We start from the raw sequence: 19599 nt of genomic DNA, 5'->3' as shown, positions 1-19599 counted from the left end.
GGAGGAGAAAAATGAAAAAGAAAATGTTTGGTATCGCTGTTTTCACACTATTGGTTTTAAGTGCCTGCAGTACCACGAGTTCCACAACGGATTCTGGACAGCAAGAGGAGCAAGGCGCCGTGGCTCAAGAGATTCAAGTGTCAACCGCTGGCGCCTTATCGACCCTTGATAGCGGGCAATACACGGATGTCAATAGTTCCGATATGATCGGACAAGTGGCAGAGGGGTTATACCGTCTGGATCAAGAGGGGGATCCTGAGCTTGCGATGGCAGCTGAAGAGCCTACGGTATCAGAAGATGGTCTGGTTTATACCTTCACCATTCGTGATGCAAAATGGAGCAATGGCGATCCTGTTACAGCGGATGATTTTGTCTACGCCTTTCAATATGTTGCCAATCCAGAGAACGGTTCTAGCAGTAGCAATCAAATGGATGTGTTGAAAAATGGCAGTCAAGTGCGTCAAGGGGACGCTGAGGTGAGTGAGTTAGGTGCAAAAGCATTGGACCAGCAGACGTTAGAGCTAACATTGACAAGTCCAATCTCGTATCTGGATCAAATTTTGGTCGGGACACCTTTTATGCCAAAAAACCAAGCGTTTGCTGAAGAAAAAGGCGCCGATTATGGGTTGTCAGCGGAAAATTTTGTCGGCAACGGCCCATTCTTGATCGAAGGGTGGAATGGAACCAACGAATCATGGACGTTAACGAAAAATCCTGATTATTGGGATGCTGAGAATGTCCAATTGACCAAGATCGACGTGCAAGTAGTAAAGGAAACGGCAACTGGTGTGAGCCTTTTTGAAACAGGGGAACTGGACTACACCACCTTGACAGATACTTACGCGCAGCAATACCAAAACTCAGCTCAAGCCAACTATGTGCCAAAGGCGCTGGTGGGGTATTTAAGTGCCAACCAAAAACGAGAAGTCACAGGCAATGTCAAGGTACGTCAGGCGATTTTACAAGCCATCGACAAAGAGGCATTTGCCGAAAATATCTTAGGTGATGGGTCCACTGCATTGAACGGCTTTGTGCCAAGCAACTTTGCCAAAGATCCTGAAACAGACCAAGATTTTCGTGAAGAAAATGGCGATTTACTGCCGTACGATTTAACAGCCGCACAAGAGCTTTGGGCACAAGCCAAAGAAGAGTTGGGACAAGAGGAAATCACTTTGGAACTGTTGTCAGCAGATACAGCAGCAGCCAAGAAAACCATCGAGTTTGTCCAAGGGCAGTTAGAAACCAATTTGCCGGGATTAACCATCGATGCCAAGTCGATTCCTTTACAAAACCGTTTGGACTTGCAATCCCAAGGTGAATTTGATCTCGTTTTTGGGACTTGGACACCAGATTACGCGGATCCAATCAACTTCTTAGAATTTTATGATTCGACAGGTGGCTTGAATACCTCTGGGTATGCTAGTGAAAGTTACGACCAAGGGTTAGCAGAAGCACGGACGACTTTAGCAAACGACCCAGCTGCCCGTTGGGACTTATTGAAAGAACTCGAAAAGCAATTGATCGTTGAAGATACAGCCGTTTTGCCGTTATATCAAGGAGCGGTGGCGTATTTGAAAACGGATCGCTTGCAAGGGGTGCAAGTGTTTCCTTTTGGACGAACAGTATCCTATCGCCTAGCATCTGTCACAGAATAAACAGGTAGTAAGAAAACAGAGGAACTCTTTTTCAACCAATTGTGCTGATCAAACAGCGCTTGTTGAAAAGAGGGGCATCTGTTTTTTTATTTTTGCCAAAATCCTTGCAACTCTTGGGATAAAACAGGAATTCGTTTTCAAAAAAAGGTTGTTAAAAAGGACTGTTCTGACATTCACATTTTTAGAAAAGTCAATCTTTTTTAAAGAAAATTAATAAAAGTTGTTGCATTCTCAGAAACTTATCTGTAAAGTGTTAGGTGTAGTCAGCAAAATAAAAAGAGAAGGAGGGATTACGATGCAAAAAGTATTTGATAAAAAAACAACCAAATTGAATAAAGTGAATCCCTCATTCGGTAACCATTAGTGTACAGATAATGTCTATAATAACGACGTTTATGCTCTGTCCTTTTTCCGAAGGGACAGAGCTTTTTTGTGTACTTTTTTAGAATGTGAGGGATAAAACATGAAGTATGTATTAAAACAATTAACAACGTATTTTAAAGAACATAAGGTGCGCTATACTTTTGTATTCGTCTTTATGGTGATCGCTAGTGCGATGTATGTTGCACCGATCTATATTCTGCGCTTGTTCATCGATGCGTTGATTCAAGATAATTTTGATTACTCCGTACTGATCCAATATGTGAGCCTCTTCGCGGGAGCTATCTTGTTAGGATATTTGGCGGAATTTGTTTGGACGTTTAATTTATTTATTGGTTCCTACGATTTGCAAAAACAATTACGGGAACAATTGATGAGCCACTTTCTCAAAATGGGGGCGCCGTTTTACCATCGTTTCCGAACAGGTGATTTAATGACTCGTTCCAGTGACGATGTCCAAGTGATGGGGATGACCGTTGGGTATGGTCTGATGGTTTTCTTAAATACTAGTTTGTATCTAAGCTTTATCGTAGCGATGATGGCTGGGACGGTTTCTTGGTTATTGACCTTGATTGCCTTGATTCCAATGCCGCTTTTAGCCTATTACATTTTCAAATGGGGCTCGCAAGTCGATAAGGCGTTTACGGAAGCGCAGAATTCTGTTTCTGAGATGAACAGTGAAGTGTTGGAGATCATTGATGGCATTCGGGTCGTCCGAGCTTATGGACTAGAAGGAGCCACCACGGAACAGTTTCAAAAGAAAACACTGGAAACACGAGCAAAAAACAATATCGTTTCTGAGATCGATTCCCGTTTTGGGCCGCTGATTACCATCATCTTAGCGATCAGTTTTGTGATGAGCTTTGGTGTCGGGGCGTTTCTTGTTGCTAACCAAACGATCACCATTGGTGCGATGGTTTCTTTCCAAGTGTATTTGACAATGGTCGTTTGGCCGATGATCTCAGCAGGAGATCTTGTGAATGTGATGCAGCAAGGTGCTGCATCCTGGCGTCGGATCAATGAAGTGCTGCAGACAGGGGATGAATTAGAAACGCCAGGCGAAGCCGACCTGCAAGCCATCAATACGATCCGTTTTGAAGCATACCATTTCCAATACCCACAAGCAGCTCGCTATGTGTTAGAAGGACTGGATTTGACGATCACTCGTGGAGAAGTCTTAGGGATCGTTGGGAAGACCGGCAGCGGAAAAACGACGCTGCTAAGACAATTCGGTCACCGCTATCCATACTCTGATCAAGTACCCTTGATCAATGAGCAGCCCTTGACGGCCTATCAAACAACAGCAGTGCGCAACCACTTTGCAGAAATACCGCAAGAACATACCTTGTTTTCACGAACGATTCGCGAGAACTTGTTATTCGGACAGCCAGACGCTTCCGAAGAAGTATTGTGGGAAGCCCTGGAAGCTGCTTGCTTTAGCGAAGACATCAAGCGGATGCCAGAAGGGCTCGAAACGATTGTCGGTGAGAAAGGCGTTTCCCTTTCTGGTGGACAAAAACAACGCTTGTCCTTAGCACGGGCGTTTTTACGAAACAGTGAAGTCCTCTTACTGGATGATGCCCTTTCGGCAGTTGATGCCAAAACGGAACAAGCCATCATCACGAATTTGAAAACGATGAAGCAGGCACCGACCTCCATTATCGTGACCCATCGATTGTCCGCCATCACCGAAGCGGATCAAATCATCGTCTTAGAAGACGGACGGATCACACAGCGTGGTACCCATCAGGAGTTGATCGAAACCCCAGGGTGGTACCAAGAACAGTATTACCATCAACAGTTAAAGGAGGACGATACAAGTGTTCTCAACGATTAAGCGTTTGCTCACGTATTTGAGCTATTATAAAAAACAATTTACCGTGGGCGCGATCTTGCTGTTGCTGGCAGCAGCGCTCGAACTGACTTCACCACTGATTGCCAAACAGCTGATCGACCGAGTGATGACACCGGCGGTTGACAGCAGAAACCTAAATACGATGCTTTTGATCCAATTACTCGCTGGGTATTTGCTGGTCAATTTGATTGGTTCCCTTTTTCGTTATATCAGCTTGCTACAATTGCGAAAAATGTCCAACAGTATTGTCAAAAAAATGCGGGATCAGCTTTTTGACCATATGCACAAATTACCGGTTTCTTACTTTGACCAGATCCCAGCTGGTAAAGTCGTCGCACGGATCACGAATGACACCGAAGTCTTGCGGTCTAATTTCTACGTGATCGTGATCAGTAATTTGTTAAGCAACATCATCCAAATCATTGGTGCGTTTATTGCATTGTTTCTTTTGAATCGCACCTTAGGAGCAGCGATGCTGATTTTGATCCCGATTCTGGGCATCTGGCAGCATTTTTATACCAAATATGCCTCTCGTTACAATTTAGCAATGCGGGAATACATCTCTCAAATCAGTGGACAGTTAAATGAATTTGTCCAAGGAATGGCGATCATCCAAGCCTTCCAACGAGAAAAGCAGTTGCAGAAAGAATTTAATGAGACAGTAGAGAAATGGTTCAAAACCGGACGTAAATACCTCTTACTCGATTCAAGTATCGCTTGGGGATTAGGCAATTTGTTGCGAAATTCAACCATCTTGATTTTAATCACGACCTTGGCCGCCTTTTTCCTTGATGGCCGCTTGGCGATCTCAGCAGGTTTGCTGTATGCCTTTATTGATTACATCAACCGCCTGTATGATCCCATCGAGGGGCTTGTCCAAACCATCACCAACGTGCAGCAATCATTAGCTGCTGGACAGCGGGTCTTTGAGTTTGCTGATCAGCCGGTTGAAAAACAACAAAGTGAGCAGCTGACTGTTACGAATGGCGATGTTTCTTTCCAACATGTGACGTTTGGCTACGACCCTGAGCAAGCGATCTTGCACGATATCAACTTTGACGTTGCCGCAGGAGAGACCATTGCTTTAGTCGGCCATACTGGTTCTGGAAAATCGAGTATTTTGAACCTGTTGTTCCGTTTTTATGATCCACAGCAGGGAAAAATCGTTGTGGATGGACAAGTGATCGCTGATTATGATCGTCATAGTTTAAGAGATTCAATGGCGATCGTCATGCAAGATCCCTATCTATTTACTGGAACGATCGCCAGCAACATCGGAATGAACGATCCAACGATCACCGAAGCGATGATTATCGATGCCTTGAAACAAGTCGGCGCTGACTACCTTTTGAGCCGTTATGAAAAAGGCATCCATCATCCAGTCGTTGAAAAAGGCAATGAGTTTTCTAGTGGAGAACGCCAGCTGATCAGTTTCGCCCGTGCGCTGGTCTTTGATCCAAAAATCTTGATTCTGGATGAAGCGACGAGCCATGTGGACACTGAAACAGAGTCCATCATTCAAAAGGCGATGACCGTCTTGCAAAAAGGACGGACGACCTTCATGATCGCTCACCGTTTGTCAACGATCAAACAAGCCGATCAAATCTTGGTCCTAGACCAAGGGAAGATCGTGGAAAGGGGAACCCATGCGAGTCTTGTCCAAGGGCAAGGAATCTATCAGCAAATGTATCAAATGCAGGCAGAACAGCTGTAATCAGCGGTGATTGCCGACAACGTTAACCGTAAAAGAAAATCCTTGAGCCTCCTGCATGGGAAGTGGCTCAAGGATTTTTAATATAATGCGAAGGTGCAGCCAATCATCTATGGGGAGTAGGAAGAGGAGGCCTTCGCTTATATATCAGTAGGAAAAGCGGCAAGGTGTTGTCGCAATTTTGCTAAGAATTGCTCGCCGATCACTGATAACGGGCGAGCGTTCTTTTTAATGAGGATGATCTCACCCTCGGACGCGTCGATCAAAGGAAGAAAAGCCAAGCCTTGGCGTTCTGGTTGGGCAACGATCCCCGAGCCGGTTCCATAAAGATCCGTCTGCTGTAATAGCTGGACCATCGTGCCTCGATCGCTGACATGCACCACTTGAGGGCTTGGAGCAAAGTCGATCAAATCTTCGGAAAAAAACGAATAGCGTTCATCTTCTTGCAAAAAGCGTACTTGTGGATAAGGGGCGAGATCTCTTAAGGAAAGCTGCCTTTTTTCTGTCAAGGGATGAGCCGCTCGCAAAAAGACATGGGGGCGAAACCGTCCCAACGCCTCGAAGGACAATTGGGCGCCTTGCAACAGTCGTTCCAACCCTGCTTGGTTTTGCTCATTTAAATAAAGGATCCCAAATTCACTTCGATATTGCTGCACGTCCGTGATTACCTTTAAGGTCGTGGTTTCTAAAAGGCGAAACTGGCGACAGTCGGGAAATTCCTGCAGCAGCTCACTGAAAATTCCAGCCGTGAAATCATAGTGCTGGCTTGCGATAGTGAAGGTTTGATTCGCTGCTTGCTTGCTGGAAAAACGTGTTTGCAGCTGCGCCACTTGACTCAAGATCGGCTGGGCATGGTCTAGAAATTCCGAGCCTTCAGCAGTCAAGCGGGCGCCTTGATTCGTACGCTCAAAAAGCTGGACCTCCAATTCTGTTTCCAACTCTTTCACGGCTTGGGAAAGACTTGGCTGCGAAAGATACAGCCGTTTGGCTGCTTCACGAAAACTTCCATGGTCAGCAATCGCTTGCACGATCCGCATTTGTTGAATATTCAATTTTTGACCTCCTTTACAAAGATTTCGACAGGGAAGGGTCCACCAATCAATAGTAGTCAGTTCTTTTACTTCTATAATAATAGAAGCTTCTTTAAAAAATAAGACGACAGTTGCTGCTTATTGCTACTTTTCAAGCGGTCATTGCAATTCCTCAGGAATAAACCAATAATCCGTTTGATTCTCTTCTGCCAGCAGTTCTTTAAAGGCTTCAGAATGATAAGCTGCCACCACTGCCTGTGCCCAATCACTATCTTTATTGGCTTCTTTTACCGTTGCCACCAGTTCATATTCTTGCAAAATGTCTTCACTTAATAGGCTTTCCTCTGCAGCGATTCCAGCACTATAAACGATGCTGCCGGGAATCACCGCATAGTCTAAATCTGCTAAGCTGCGGGGGATTTGGGCAGAATCCATCTCGACGATGTCCAGGTCATAAGGATTGTTAGTAATGTTTCTCAAAGTCGCGGCAATGGGCGCCACTTCGGAGTCAAGCTCGATCCAGCCGGCTTTTTGTAGCAGCAACAGGGCACGGGTACTATTTGACGGATCATTGGGGATCCCGATGGTATCGTTTGCTTCAATCGCTGTTAAACTGTCCTTTCTGCCAGGATACAAGCCGGCTGGAACGGTAGGAATCGGTGTGATACCCACTAAATCGGCATCCGTGTTTTCATTGAAGTTTTCTAAATAGGCGGTGTGCTGATCGACGTTTAAGTCGATCTCGCCATCGTTCAATGCAATGTCCGCTTCCAAGACCCCAGTAAAGCCAATATCCGTCACAGTATAGCCAGCTTCTTCTAAAATCGGTTTGATTCCTTTGAGAAATAGTTCACTGTAAGGCCCTGGTGTCGTCCCCAATCTGATTTCTGTTTGCTGTTCCTCGGCATTTCCCGTTACTTCTTCTTGATTGCCACAACCGGCAAATAAAACTAAGGACAATAAACCAATGCCCACACCCAATCGAATCTTTCGTTTCATAACTTTTCCTCCTTTTTTATAAAAAAAGCCTTCCCAAAGAATAGTCTTTGGGAAGGACGATCATTTCGCGGTACCACCTTCGTTTGTTTTTTGCTGAAACAAAAAACCTCAGTCAGTTCATCAAATAAACTGCATTGCGCTATCGGGCTTTCTCCGTCGGGGATTGTTCGTCCACGAATGCTCAAAGGTCATCTTCGGATCTTCTTCCTTACTCGTTTCCACCAGTTCCGAGTTCTCTTGAAAGAAAGGGGGGATCGTACTCTTCTTCTCACTGCATGTGTATGAAATTAGTAGTATCTTAGAACAAGATGAGAAAGTTGTCAATTGCTTTCGTGATAGGTGATTCCAATCACTACGCAGGTAGAAGGGGAACAAATGGACAAGGGCAAGAATAGACCTAAAAAGCAGATGAATGGTCGAAATCGCTTGGTTGGGTTAGAATCGAAACACAAAACAAAAAAAGAGGCGAGCAAATGAAATTACTTTTGATTGGACATACCGGCACACTTGGGCAGCTTTTAGCTGAAGGCTTTCAGCAGGTACCAGAGGTGGAGCTGATCACGGCTAGCCGTAGCAATGGCGATCATCAGGTCGAAATTGCGGATGCAGACAGTGTCAGCCAGCTATTTGCAGCTACTGGGAAAGTGGATGCTATTGTTTCCGCTGCGGGAAGCACAGTGTTTAAACCCTTTGAGGAATTGACGCCAGCTGATATTCAACAGTCGGTGGCTTCGAAGCTACTAGGACAAGTCAACCTTGCGTTGATTGGCCAGCATTTTCTCAATGAAGGCGGTAGTATCACACTGACTTCTGGAATTATCAAAGACGAATTTATCCCAATGGGCACGCCTTCAGCACTGGTCAATGGCGGTTTAGAAGCCTTCGTGGCATCGGCAGCTTTTGAGATCGGTCATGGGCTACGAATCAATGTAGTCAGTCCCAATGCGCTTGTGGGTTCTTGGGAAACCTTCGCCGATTCTTTCAAAGGCTTTATTCCCGTTGGTGACGCACCCGTTTTTGCAGCGTATCAAAAAGCAGTTTTTGGGATCATGACTGGCAAAACCTTCACCGTTTATTAAGAAAAGCAGAAGTAGCAAAAACCGCCAAATCACAGCTGACTTGGCGGTTTTTGTTCTGCTGAAAAAGAGGTAGCAAACAGTTAAGAAGAGAGCATTTGGATTTTCAGCTTGGGCATTTCTGCTTTGAGTTGTTGGCGAGCAAAAGCCAAGTCATTGATCCAAGAAGCAATCGCTTCTTTTTCTAAGAACAGAGGCATTCGATCATGGACTGGTTCAACAGAATCGTTCGCGGCAGTCGTTAGAATGATTGATTCAGTTTCGATCTGATCCTCTTTTTGAAGGATGCGATAAAAACCAGCGGCATAAATCACGTGATCTTGCGAAAAGAGGAACTTTTCCTTTTCATGATTCCATTCATAGAAACCAGACATCGGAAAGACACAGCGATGCTCTTGGAAAGGTTTGCGAAAAGTCGGTTTCTCTTCAACGGTCTCAGAACGCGCATTGATCATCAAATGCCCTTTTTTAAAGCCGGTAAAGCCCCATCTTGTCACACCAGCTACAACTTGTTGTTGTTGATTTGCACCGATGGTTACGACGTGATTGGAAGGGAAAACATCATTGACAGCGACAGTCTGTTGACGCTTGCGGGCTTTCGCCGCGGCTTCTTGATAATATTCTGACAATTCTCCAGTTGTTGGGTCAAATAAGTATCGGCCGCACATGGACGAGTCACTCCTTTTTTTGGATTGGCTGCTGCCTTTGTTTCAGTATAAAGATTCAAGGCGTCAAAACCAACTAACTTGCTTCACTTCTCGATTCAACAAGAAAAGGATCTTAAACATATGTAAAAAGTCAGGAGTATCGCTTGATTTGCCGGAAACCAGATAACAAAAAAAGGCAGTCACCTACTGAGGTTGACAGCCTTTTTTATTCTAGTTGGTTAGCCAATTTTTTTAACTCTCCCGCCGATTTTATTTGCGAAACGTTCAGCATCTTCTCTGCAAGTATAGGTCAATGCAATTGTTTTGTCCCGTGTTCTTTTTCCTTCGGCGGTTAGATAACCATGAAAGATTTTAATCGCATACAATAGATAAACACCTCCTTATCCTTGGTAATAATAACAAATTTACCGCTTACATTCAAGAGATATAGTAAAAGTTTATTTTTTATTAGTTATTTTATTAAGAATTTATTCAAAGGGTTTAGAAACGATTGAAGGAGTAAGGGAGGAGAGTGGAATAGGCCAATGCGCATTTGAAGGAATAAGCTCCAGGGAAAAAGAGGAATGTTTCTGAATTTCCATCAAATAAAGAAACTGGTAACTGCTTGAATTATTCTTTTGCTACGCCAATCGAATAGACCAATCCACGAGGATCAAAATGGCCGAAAGAAAACCTATGATAAAGCATAGCTGCCAAGCAGGGAATCCATCGTAAGGGATAGGGGCAAGTACGAAAAGGGAAGAGTGGTCCAAACTAAGCACCTATTTCTGTATTTTTTGATCAAAGAAAAACACCAGACCTTGTACTTTCACAAGATCTGGTGTTTCATCAGTTGCCCCGATAAACAAATCGCCCATCAAATACGGTGGCTTCAACGGTCGTTTGAAGCAATTCTTCGGCAGTCAAAGGCAAGATGTTTTGGGACAAAATACAAAGATCGGCTAAACAGCCAACTTCTAATCGCCCGATATCTTGCCGACTCAAGGCTTTAGCGGCGCCTGCGGTGTGGGCATAGAGGGCATCGGCGATGGTGATTTTTTCCTGTGGCATCAATCCGCCTGCTGGCTGGCCATTTTTTTCTTGCCGAGCAACCGCATAATACAGCGAGTCTAAAGGGGTCACGTCGATCACGACCGGCGTATCAGTCCCAAAAGCCAAGGTGGCACCTTGCTCTAGAAAGGATTGAAAAGGAAACATTTGACTGGCACGCTGAGGTCCTACTTCTTCATCGAGGGTCTCATAACCGACTAATAAATGGCTAGGCTGTACGGAGAGTACCAGTTGTTCTTGGCGAACTAGTGGCAGATCAGCGGCATCCATCACTTCCAAGTGTTCCAAGGTATTGGCTTTGCCTTTAGAAAGCGGGTGAGCAGCAGCACTTTCTTGATAAAAGAGGAGTGCTTGTCGAATCGCTTCATCACCAATGGTATGGATGCGCATCGGCCAGTCTTGCTGGTTAGCTTGTAAAATAAAGCGGCGCATCCGTTGAACATCGATCAACGGCATCCCGACATCACCAGCAAAATACGGTGTTTCATATTCCGCTTTTAAAAAAGCGGTGTGCGTACTCGTCACGCCGTCAAAAAATTGTTTGACGCCGCCCATCTGTACTTTTTCGGAGCGATAAGTACGGTAAGTTTCTTTTAGTTGCGTGATGTCTTCTCGCATGGCTGGATAAAAGACAGCGCGCAAGGTCGCTTCTGCTTCCGTCTGTCGATAAAGAGTGGGATAGACTAGATCGTCCCAGCTTTCTCCTGTCAAGGCAACATCGCCGATCGTCGTGATGCCGTATTGATTGAGCTGTTTCATATAGGTCAGAAAAGCAGCAGGGCTTTGTGCTTGGAACGACTGTAAGACCTTTGCTAAATAATGAATGGCGATCGCTTCTAAAAAGCAGCCGCTTAATTGTCCGCTGTTTTCGTCAAGTAGTGCCTCCCCGCTGATCCCTGCTGGTAAGTTCTCAGGTGTGATCCCTAAAGCAGCGATCCCTTGGCTATTCAACCAAATACTGTGGGCATCACCGGAAATCAGCATGACAGGCGTGTCGGCACAATAGTTGTCGATCGAATCTTTCGTCGGGTAGACTTGCTGACCGAAATCACTGCTGAACCAGCCGATGCCAATTTTCCATCCATGGGTGATGGGCAAGGCGGGCACTTGCTGGGCAACGGCTTCTTCTGTCACTCCCGTAAGATGGGTCAGTGCCCCTTGGTGGAGTAATGCGGAAAGATAAAAATGAACATGAGCATCAATAAAGCCTGGGATGATCATTTGTTCTTTGAGATCAATGACCTGGGTGTCTTCAGCAAGTGTTGGCAGCGCTGAAAGAGGACCCACAGCCGTGATTTTCTGGTCTTCTATCAGGAGAAAGCCCGCAAAAGTCGTTTTCGTTTTGGTATCAAAGATGTGTTCAGATTTTAGTAATAGTGACAATTATAATCCCAACTTCCATTCAAGGAAAAGGTCGTTGTAAAGCTCAACCGCTTCTTTTCCTAAGTATTCATAATGTTCCATTTGTTCCATCGCACTTGGCTCAGGGTAGAAAGCCTTGTCAGCAGTCAGTTCAGCCGGCAGCATGGCTTTTGCCGTTTCACTCGGCGTGGCATAGCCCACGTATTCGGCATTTTGTGCGGCATTTTCTGGGCGGAGCATAAAGTTGATGAAGGCGTAAGCTCCCTCAAGATTACCAACGGTTTTCGGGATCGCAAAATTGTCTGTCCAAATCGCACCGCCGTCATTGGGAACGATATAGGTGACGGCAGGATTTTCCGCCATCACATAAGCGGCATCGCCCGAATACCCGATTCCTAAAGGGGCATCGTTGTTGATCATCAAGGTTTTGATCTCGTCGGTCAAAACTGCTTTGACATTGGGACGGATACTTTCCAGCTTCTTCAAGGCTTTGGCGACCTTGGTCGGGTCTTTTTCGTTTTGGGAAAGACCGAGCGTCTGTAACGCGATTCCTAAGGTTTCGCGAGCACCATCCACCATCAATACATCATTTTTAAATGCAGGGTTCCATAAATCACTCCAGCCATGGATCGAAGAAACATCGACTTCTTCAGTATTTGCCATGATTCCGATCGTGCCCCAAAAATAGGGGATCGAATAGGTATTGTTCGGATCAAAGGCTTGATCCATCAAAAAAGGCGACAGATCTTCCGTTCCCGTCAATTTCTGATGATCTAAAGGCACTAACAGTCCTTCTTCGATCATTTTCGGAATGATCGATTCGCTAGGGAAAACCAAATCATAGCGTGAGCCGCCTTGTTTGATTTTTGTTTCCATCGCTTCGTTGGAGTCAAATGTATTATAAATCACTGAGTAACCAGTCTCAGTCTCGAATGTTTTGATCAATTCGGGGTCAATATATTCGCCCCAATTGTAAATAATCACTGTATTTTTGTCGGACGACGTTGCTGCCCCCGATTCTTTCGTTAACACCGAAGCACCGAAAAACAGCAATGCGGTGATGCCGATCACACCGCCAAAAAATACCCACAACCTTTTCAATTCATCAATTCCTTCTTTCTCTACAATTTCGTATTTCTTGAGTAGCGTAATTGATTTTTAAAGAAAAGGCAATAAAAAAATGAAGAAAAAATAAACCCGTTTCTTTCAAGACTTAGCAGGAGGAACGGCCAGGTGGCTGGGGCAGTTTCCAAACATATCATTTGTCAAATTCCCTCCTTTTGCCTAAGCTAGGGAAGTGAGAAATCAAGGGATGGAAAAACAGGAACCTCTCTTTGATGAAGAATGAATGTAAGGAGTGAAGCATCAATGGAAACACGTGCTGTCGTTATTGAAGCCTATGGTGGAAAAGACCAATTAAAAGAAGCAATGGTCCAATTACCTGAATTAAAAGCAAATCAATTATTAGTCAAAGTTGCCGCAACATCCATCAACCCAATCGATTGGAAATTAAGAGAAGGCTATTTGAAACAAATGTTTCCATGGGACTTCCCAATTATTTTAGGTTGGGATGTCGCAGGGGATATCGTAGAAATAGGTGCTGACGTGACAGAATTCAAAGTTGGTGATGCGATCTATGCCCGCCCTGAAACGACTCGTTTTGGGACGTATGCTGATTACGCCATCGTGGATGCTGAGTTAGCAGCGATCAAACCAGAAAACCAAAACTACGCAGAAGCAGCTGCAGTGCCATTAGCTGGTTTGACTGCTTACCAAGCGTTGTTTGAACACGGTCGTTTAAAAGAAGGGGAAAAAGTCTTGATCCATGCCGGAGCAGGCGGAGTTGGTACCTATGCGATCCAACTAGCAAAAGCAGCTGGCGCTTACGTCATCACGACGGCTAGTCCTCGTAACCATGAGTTATTACAAAAACTTGGTGCCGATGAGATCATCGATTACCACACGACAGATTTTGAAGAAGTCTTGCAAGACATCGATTTGGTCTTTGATACGATGGGGGGCGACACCCAGAAGAAAAGTTTCACTGTCTTGAAACCTAAGGGCCGTCTGATCTCGATTTTGAGTATTGAAGACGAAGACTTGGCAAAAGAAAAAGACATCTTCGCCAAAGCAATTTGGTTACGAACCAACGGCAAACAATTGGCAGAATTGACAGAGCTGATCGAAGCAGAAAAAGTCACCAGTGTCATCGGTGCAACCTTCCCATTGACAGCACAAGGGATTTACGATGCCCACGCATTGAGTGAGACACACCATGCGGTCGGCAAGATTGTTATTGAAAATCAAGACAATTTCATCAGTCAAGACGCAGAATAAAGGAGGCTGAACCGATGCGCTTATGGCATGAAGCACTGATCCCTGCTTTGCCTCGGCAGCAGCTGTTAGGCCAGCATCGTGAAGCAGCAGCCTTACGGGGGCTTGGCTGGGGCAAGAAGCACGCAACCGTCGATTACGTTTTTACCCATCCGCCCTATAAATTGTTTCAATACCATCAGTTAGTGCTGGATGAAATGACCCGTCGAGGTTATCGGCCAGCACCTGAATGGTACGATCCAGCGTATCGTGGCAAAAATCTTCCGCTGGAACCATTCGTTCAAGCCGTCCCTTTGTCTACGCCGATCTATCCAGAACATGATGAAGCATACTTGGAAGAATGCTTAGTGAATCTCCATAGTAAAGGGATCTATCTTTAAAGACCAAACACTTTCCTGAATTTTTGTTCGGGAAAGTGTTTTTTTGCTTTGAAATCGGAAACTTACAAAAAGTAAGCATATTGTTCGCAACTTTTTTTGTTCCTTGTTATAGTGAGAACAGAGAATCAGTAATGAGAAATGAGGAAAAGAAAATGACCATCAATCACAGAAATCTTGAATTTGGGTTAGATACGTTTGGCGATCTAGCCTTTGATGATACAACGAAAGAACGGATCAGTTATAGCGAATCGTTACGCAATATCGTGGCAGAAGGAAAATTAGCCGATGAAGTCGGCATCGATGTCATTGCCTTAGGGGAGCACCATCGGGAAGAATATTCGATCTCAAGTCCTGATACGGTACTAGCGGCTTTAGCGATGGTTACCAAAACCATCAAATTAGGTACCGGTGTAACTGTCTTGAGTTCGGATGATCCCGTGCGGGTCTACGAACGGTTTACGACCGTTGACGCGTTGTCGAACGGTCGTGCACAAATCATGCTGGGACGAGGATCTTTTACTGAATCATTCCCTCTATTTGGCTATGACTTGCAAGATTATGAAGAACTATTTGAAGAAAAAACAGCGATGTTTAGTGAACTGAGAAAAGGCAAACCATTAACCTGGGAAGGCAAGTTCACGCAATCCTTAAAAAATGCCGATGTTTTTCCAAAAATCGAGGGGCATCAACTAGATACCTATGTGGGTGTCGGTGGGACCCCTGAATCGATCATTCGTGCCGTCCGTTATGGGTTTCCTGTTATGTTAGCGATCATCGGTGGCGAACCCGCTCGTTTTGCGCCCTATGTTGATCTGTATAAAAAGGCAGCACAGCAACTGGGGCAACCGATTTTGCCAATCGGCATGCACTCCCATGGTGTGATCGCCGACACCGATGAAGAAGCCTATGAAATCGGCTGGAACTACATCAAAAAGAGCATGGACAAAATCGGTCTTGATCGCGGCTGGCCAGCCATGAGCAAAGAACGCTTTGACTTTGAAGTCGAACATGGGTCTTACTATGTAGGCAGTCCAGAAACCGTGGCGCAAAAAATTGCCCGTATGATGCCGCAAGTCGGTGTAGAACGCTTTGATCTGGTTTACGGTACTGGCGGACAGCTGCAAAAAGACCGTTTCAAAACGATTGAATTGTATGGAACCAAAGTGATTCCACGGGTGAAAGAATTGTTGGCAGCAGGTGATGGCAATGCCTAAAACCATCGGTATTTTAGGCGCAGGCAAGTTAGGCTTAGCGCTCGCAAATCTTGGTGCCCAGGCGGGCTATCGGGTCTTGATTGCTAGTACGAAGCCAGCAGAAAAAATCGCCTTGTCCGTTTCTGTGTTGGCTCCGGGAGCGATCGCAAAAAATGCCGCTGAAGTGATGACAGAAGCCCAAACGATCATTTTGGCAATCCCATTGAGTAAGTACCAACAGCTGCCAGCAGAAGCATTGGCTGGCAAGCTAGTGATCGATGCCATGAATTATTGGTGGGAAGTCGATGGCAAAGAAACAGAATACTCATCCATCGAGCAGACTTCTTCGGAACGTGTGCAACGCTATTTTTCCCAAAGTAAAGTAGTCAAAGGATTCAATCATATGGGGTACCACGATATCCAAGAGGAATCCTTGCTGACGAGAACGGCTGCTCAAGGAACTGCCAAAAAAGCCATCGCCATTGCTGGTGATGACCAAACCGCCCTTGATCAGACAGCCGAAATCGTTGCCGCTTTCGGCTTTGATCCCTTTCCTATCGGTGCTTTAGCTAATGGCATCATGTTAGAACCCGGCAGCCCTTTCTTTGGTGCCAATCAAACCAAAGAGGGATTGACGGCATTGATGAAGGAGTTTTGGAGCAGTGAGAAAGGGCAAGCGTTCCTGACGCGTTCTGCCACTGTGAATAATGAGCAGCAGGTTCCTCAGTAAAAGAGCCGCCTCAATGTACGACTGGATACGATAAAAACAACCCTCTTCTCAAAAAGAAGAGGGTTTTTTCCCATCCAGTCAAATCAGCACGTGGTCGCTAAAAAATACAATGTGATTGTTACGATTGTGATTCGTAAGCAGTGGTTGTTACGTTTACGTCTCTGCCAGACGTTCCATAGTGTACATATCAGCCTGTACCTGCTTTGTGCTCGCCTTTGACACCCACCCATGTTTGTTAAAGATCGACTAGCCAGTTGGTTTGTTGGATCTTTCCATCTAATTCTCGCAGCTGTTTGGCGGTCGCATTCAATTGCTCCGTTAGCGTTTTTGTATCGATCGTGCGCACCAGTCGAATTTCGTTGCGACCCATTCGGGGAGCTGCTTTGGTTTCATCCAGTGCTTGCGTTAGCAGTGCATGCTTACGGCGCAGCTGTTCTCGCTGTTCTAGTGCTTCCATCAGCAATAACGCACTATCTGCTACAGAGGCAGTAGCATTTTTCCGATTGATGGCTACGACTAATTCTGAATACTGTTGATTGATCTCATCGTATTCCTTGAACAATTCTGTGATACTGCGATCCAAGGTATCGCCTTCTTGGACTAACACACTACTAGAGATTTCGTTGCGCAATTGAAACAGACGATTGTTCAAATCTCGTCTTAAAAGTAACGCTTCTGCTAATTTCATTTTGGCACACTCCTTTTTACAAATGAGAAGGCTTATCTAGTTCTTATCCTAGAGAAGAACGTGACGAAAGGCAAGCAAGACGCAAAACAAGCTCTGATAGAAAAATCATAAAAAACTGAATATTCGCAATTCTTGTTGACTTCCAAAAACACCAATAGTATACTTTAAAACAATCATGAAATAGACAAAAAAACGTCATTTACCTGTTTTTTAGATAAAAAGAAAGACGATGAAGAGAAGAGTAGCTTTGGAATCTGTTAGAAGAGAACCCGGATGGTGAGAAAGGGCAGCAGAAAAAAAGTGAAGATGAACTCTGAGTGATCTGATTTGTTCACGCAAATCAGACGGAAAGCAGCCGTTATCGTGCCAAGTATCTTAGCGTACTGTTGAGGTGCCATTTGTGAGGATGGTGCGAAAAAGGGTGGTAACACGAAAATCTCGTCCCTTTGTTTGTCAAAGTTGATAAGCAAAGGGATGAGGTTTTTTCTTTTTATCGTTGAATGCGTTTTTTGCCATCATGAAAAACACTTGCGTTGGTTGCGCAATCACATAGGAGGAAGAATGGAAATGATCTGGAAGAAGCGTTTATTGGTTGCAGCAGGAGTGATTGGGTTGACCCTTTCTGGCTGCACGACAACAGGAAATACTGAGGGATCAGAGGCTGGAACTAACGGAGCGCCGAATCAAGCGATCGCGGTGAGTCTACCAGCTGAGCTGACGACTCTCGATACGACTCAAACGACGGATAAAGCAACGTTTACCATCGTCCAACATTTATTCGAAGGGCTTTACCGTTTCGATGAAAACAGTGAACCAGTTCCGGGCTTGGCAGAAGGAGTCGAAATCAGTGAAGATGGCAAAACCTATACCTTTACCTTGCGAGAGGATGCGAAGTGGAGCAATGGCGAAGCGATCACTTCGGCTGACTTTGCTTATGCGTGGAAAAAGTTAGTCGATCCAGCAACGATGGGACCTAACGCCTATTTGTTAGATAATGTAGTTAATAGTAAAGACATTCGTGAAGGCAATGCTGATATAGAAACGATTGGTCTGGAAACCCCAGATGACGCGACCTTTATCGTGCAGTTGGAGCAGCCGCAGCCTTCCTTTTTATCCTTGATTTCCATCGGCTGGTTGGCACCGCAAAATCAAGCCTTTGTTGAAGAAAAAGGCGAGACCTATGCCCGTACAAGTGAAGATTTGCTGTATTCTGGTCCCTTTACTTTAACCGATTGGCAACAGACAGGAGACGAGTGGACGCTAGTGAAAAACGACCAATACTACGATGCTGATGTCGTTCAATTGGAGGAAATCAAAGGCTCCACCATCAAAGAAGAAAATACGGGGATCCAATTGTTTGAAAGCGGCGACCTTGATTTGCAAAAAATCAGCGGGATCTACGTCCAACAATACGGGGACAATGAAGAACTAGTTACGCAAAACGATGTGGCGAACTTTTTCTTAGACTTCAATAAAACCGCCAACGATGCCTTAGCAAATGTTCATGTGCGTAAAGCGATCGCGTTGGCGATCGACAAAGAAAGTCTCGTGAATAATGTGTTGAACGATGGAGCGAAAGTTTTAAATGGATTGATCCCTACCGGCTTAGCTGCGAATCCAAATACTGGCGAAGATTTTCGAGCATATAGCGGTGATTACAACCTGTATGATTTAGAGGCTGCTAAGGAAGAGTGGGAAAAAGCCCAAGCGGAAATTGGCGAAAGTACGACGCTGCGTTTATTAGTGACAGATGATGACAATGGTCAAAAAATCGGGGAGTACTTGCAAAGCCAACTGCAAGAAAACTTGCCAGGCTTGTCGATCTCCATCAACAAACAGCCACGTGCCAGCTTGAATCAATCAAGAGCAAATAGTGATTATGAGCTTTCCGTTTCTGGTTGGATCGCTGGAAGCAGTGACATGGATATGTTCTTTATCTTATACAAAACCGGCGCTTCCTTTAACTACGGCGGCTATGTCAATGAAGAATATACGGCGTTGACGGAAGATGCGCGCACCGTTCATGCCAATGACCCCGATCAATATTTTGAAGATTACAAAGCGGCAGAAGAAATTTTATTGGAACAAGATGCTGCGCAAGTCCCTCTTTACCAAAGTGCTTCAAATTATCTGATCAAATCAAAGGTAAAAGACATCCAATTCCCAGCTTATGGCGCGCATTTCTTTTTCCGCACCGCCTATGTCAGTGAATAAGGGAAAAATAGTTGAATGAAACGCGCATGTTTATTCGATGAACATGCGCGTTTTGCAACAAAAAAAGCAGTTCAGAAAGCTGAACTGCTAAATGCGGAAGATGGGAGTTGAACCCACACGAGATAAACTCACACGCGCCTGAAGCGTGCGCGTCTGCCATTCCGCCACTTCCGCATAAGATAAAGATAATCCTTTCTAGGAAGAAATGCAAGTCCAATCTCACAAAAAGGAGCCCGCCAGCGGGGACTGGCGGGAAGGAGTAAAAATGAAAA

Annotated in this window: 16 protein-coding genes, 1 tRNA gene and 1 other annotated feature; of the genes, 9 read left to right on the top strand and 8 right to left on the bottom strand. The window is 45.0% G+C overall.

Going from position 1 to position 19599, the window contains the following annotated elements; translation table 11 throughout:
• Positions 1–11: 11 nt before the first annotated feature.
• The 3 genes from IAE45_RS13110 (at position 12) to IAE45_RS13100 (ending at position 5605) form a co-directional block, all read left to right on the top strand.
• Complete coding sequence (locus tag IAE45_RS13110) at positions 12–1655, top strand: peptide ABC transporter substrate-binding protein (protein WP_200126562.1); 1644 nt, start codon at positions 12–14, stop codon at positions 1653–1655.
• A gap of 463 nt (positions 1656–2118) precedes the next feature.
• A complete protein-coding gene (locus tag IAE45_RS13105; protein WP_200126560.1) occupies positions 2119–3873 on the top strand; it encodes an ABC transporter ATP-binding protein in 1755 nt (584 codons plus the stop codon).
• A complete protein-coding gene (locus IAE45_RS13100) occupies positions 3857–5605 on the top strand; it encodes an ABC transporter ATP-binding protein (protein WP_200126558.1) in 1749 nt (582 codons plus the stop codon). The genes IAE45_RS13105 and IAE45_RS13100 overlap by 17 nt, the downstream gene beginning before the upstream one ends.
• A 137-nt stretch (positions 5606–5742) precedes the next feature.
• Here the strand turns inward: IAE45_RS13100 and IAE45_RS13095 are convergent, their stop codons facing one another.
• Both IAE45_RS13095 and IAE45_RS13090 read right to left on the bottom strand, forming a co-directional pair.
• Complete coding sequence (locus IAE45_RS13095; RefSeq protein WP_194194813.1) at positions 5743–6654, bottom strand: LysR family transcriptional regulator; 912 nt, start codon at positions 6652–6654, stop codon at positions 5743–5745.
• Between the two features lie 138 nt (positions 6655–6792).
• A complete protein-coding gene (locus IAE45_RS13090; RefSeq protein ID WP_086291952.1) occupies positions 6793–7632 on the bottom strand; it encodes a MetQ/NlpA family ABC transporter substrate-binding protein in 840 nt (279 codons plus the stop codon).
• Between the two features lie 49 nt (positions 7633–7681).
• Positions 7682–7913 (bottom strand) — a binding site (T-box leader).
• Between the two features lie 192 nt (positions 7914–8105).
• On the opposite strand from IAE45_RS13090, the gene IAE45_RS13085 reads away from it, so the two are divergent.
• Positions 8106–8711: a short chain dehydrogenase gene (locus IAE45_RS13085; protein ID WP_200126556.1), complete on the top strand. Its 606-nt coding sequence runs from the start codon at positions 8106–8108 to the stop codon at positions 8709–8711.
• A gap of 80 nt (positions 8712–8791) precedes the next feature.
• Here IAE45_RS13085 and IAE45_RS13080 read toward each other — a convergent pair whose 3' ends face one another.
• The 4 genes from IAE45_RS13080 to IAE45_RS13065 form a co-directional block, all read right to left on the bottom strand.
• The gene (locus IAE45_RS13080; protein ID WP_096741508.1) at positions 8792–9376 is read right to left on the bottom strand and encodes an SOS response-associated peptidase; all 585 of its coding nucleotides are present in this window, start codon (positions 9374–9376) and stop codon (positions 8792–8794) included.
• A 218-nt stretch (positions 9377–9594) separates the two neighbouring features.
• Complete coding sequence (locus IAE45_RS13075; RefSeq protein WP_005234527.1) at positions 9595–9741, bottom strand: hypothetical protein; 147 nt, start codon at positions 9739–9741, stop codon at positions 9595–9597.
• Positions 9742–10204: 463 nt separating this feature from the next.
• Positions 10205–11809, bottom strand: a complete 1605-nt coding sequence (locus tag IAE45_RS13070) for an amidohydrolase (RefSeq protein WP_200126554.1) — start codon at positions 11807–11809, stop codon at positions 10205–10207.
• Positions 11810–12889, bottom strand: a complete 1080-nt coding sequence (locus IAE45_RS13065; protein WP_200126552.1) for an ABC transporter substrate-binding protein — start codon at positions 12887–12889, stop codon at positions 11810–11812. It abuts the gene before it with no gap.
• 267 nt (positions 12890–13156) lie between these two features.
• On the opposite strand from IAE45_RS13065, the gene IAE45_RS13060 reads away from it, so the two are divergent.
• The 4 genes from IAE45_RS13060 (at position 13157) to IAE45_RS13045 (ending at position 16425) form a co-directional block, all read left to right on the top strand.
• A complete protein-coding gene (locus IAE45_RS13060) occupies positions 13157–14125 on the top strand; it encodes an NADP-dependent oxidoreductase (protein WP_200126550.1) in 969 nt (322 codons plus the stop codon).
• A gap of 14 nt (positions 14126–14139) precedes the next feature.
• Positions 14140–14502, top strand: a complete 363-nt coding sequence (locus tag IAE45_RS13055) for a TIGR02328 family protein (RefSeq protein ID WP_200126548.1) — start codon at positions 14140–14142, stop codon at positions 14500–14502.
• 152 nt (positions 14503–14654) lie between these two features.
• Positions 14655–15716 carry an LLM class flavin-dependent oxidoreductase gene (locus IAE45_RS13050; RefSeq protein WP_200126626.1) on the top strand — a complete coding sequence of 354 codons (1062 nt, stop codon included), beginning with the start codon at positions 14655–14657 and terminating at the stop codon, positions 15714–15716.
• Positions 15709–16425 carry an NADPH-dependent F420 reductase gene (locus tag IAE45_RS13045; protein WP_200126628.1) on the top strand — a complete coding sequence of 239 codons (717 nt, stop codon included), beginning with the start codon at positions 15709–15711 and terminating at the stop codon, positions 16423–16425. Before IAE45_RS13050 ends, IAE45_RS13045 begins: the two co-directional genes overlap by 8 nt.
• A 235-nt stretch (positions 16426–16660) precedes the next feature.
• Here IAE45_RS13045 and IAE45_RS13040 read toward each other — a convergent pair whose 3' ends face one another.
• Positions 16661–17113 (bottom strand): DIP1984 family protein, encoded by a 453-nt coding sequence (locus tag IAE45_RS13040; RefSeq protein ID WP_096741503.1) that lies wholly within the window; start codon positions 17111–17113, stop codon positions 16661–16663.
• A gap of 561 nt (positions 17114–17674) precedes the next feature.
• On the opposite strand from IAE45_RS13040, the gene IAE45_RS13035 reads away from it, so the two are divergent.
• Positions 17675–19327, top strand: a complete 1653-nt coding sequence (locus IAE45_RS13035) for a peptide ABC transporter substrate-binding protein (RefSeq protein ID WP_200126546.1) — start codon at positions 17675–17677, stop codon at positions 19325–19327.
• A gap of 92 nt (positions 19328–19419) precedes the next feature.
• Here IAE45_RS13035 and IAE45_RS13030 read toward each other — a convergent pair.
• Positions 19420–19501 (bottom strand) — tRNA-Leu (locus IAE45_RS13030).
• Positions 19502–19599 lie beyond the last annotated feature (98 nt).

The sequence above is a fragment of the Enterococcus sp. S53 genome (assembly GCF_016516865.1).
GTDB classification, from domain to species: domain Bacteria; phylum Bacillota; class Bacilli; order Lactobacillales; family Enterococcaceae; genus Enterococcus_D; species Enterococcus_D innesii.
This window is presented reverse-complemented; position numbering and strand designations above follow the sequence as displayed.

Coding starts and splice junctions, on each gene's coding strand:
- IAE45_RS13110 (WP_200126562.1), top strand. CDS start 12: ATGAAAAAGAAAATGTTTGGTATCGCTGTTTTCACACTATTGGTTTTA.
- IAE45_RS13105 (WP_200126560.1), top strand. CDS start 2,119: ATGAAGTATGTATTAAAACAATTAACAACGTATTTTAAAGAACATAAG.
- IAE45_RS13090 (WP_086291952.1), bottom strand. CDS start 7,632: ATGAAACGAAAGATTCGATTGGGTGTGGGCATTGGTTTATTGTCCTTA.
- IAE45_RS13085 (WP_200126556.1), top strand. CDS start 8,106: ATGAAATTACTTTTGATTGGACATACCGGCACACTTGGGCAGCTTTTA.
- IAE45_RS13080 (WP_096741508.1), bottom strand. CDS start 9,376: ATGTGCGGCCGATACTTATTTGACCCAACAACTGGAGAATTGTCAGAA.
- IAE45_RS13060 (WP_200126550.1), top strand. CDS start 13,157: ATGGAAACACGTGCTGTCGTTATTGAAGCCTATGGTGGAAAAGACCAA.
- IAE45_RS13055 (WP_200126548.1), top strand. CDS start 14,140: ATGCGCTTATGGCATGAAGCACTGATCCCTGCTTTGCCTCGGCAGCAG.
- IAE45_RS13050 (WP_200126626.1), top strand. CDS start 14,655: ATGACCATCAATCACAGAAATCTTGAATTTGGGTTAGATACGTTTGGC.
- IAE45_RS13045 (WP_200126628.1), top strand. CDS start 15,709: ATGCCTAAAACCATCGGTATTTTAGGCGCAGGCAAGTTAGGCTTAGCG.
- IAE45_RS13040 (WP_096741503.1), bottom strand. CDS start 17,113: ATGAAATTAGCAGAAGCGTTACTTTTAAGACGAGATTTGAACAATCGT.
- IAE45_RS13035 (WP_200126546.1), top strand. CDS start 17,675: ATGGAAATGATCTGGAAGAAGCGTTTATTGGTTGCAGCAGGAGTGATT.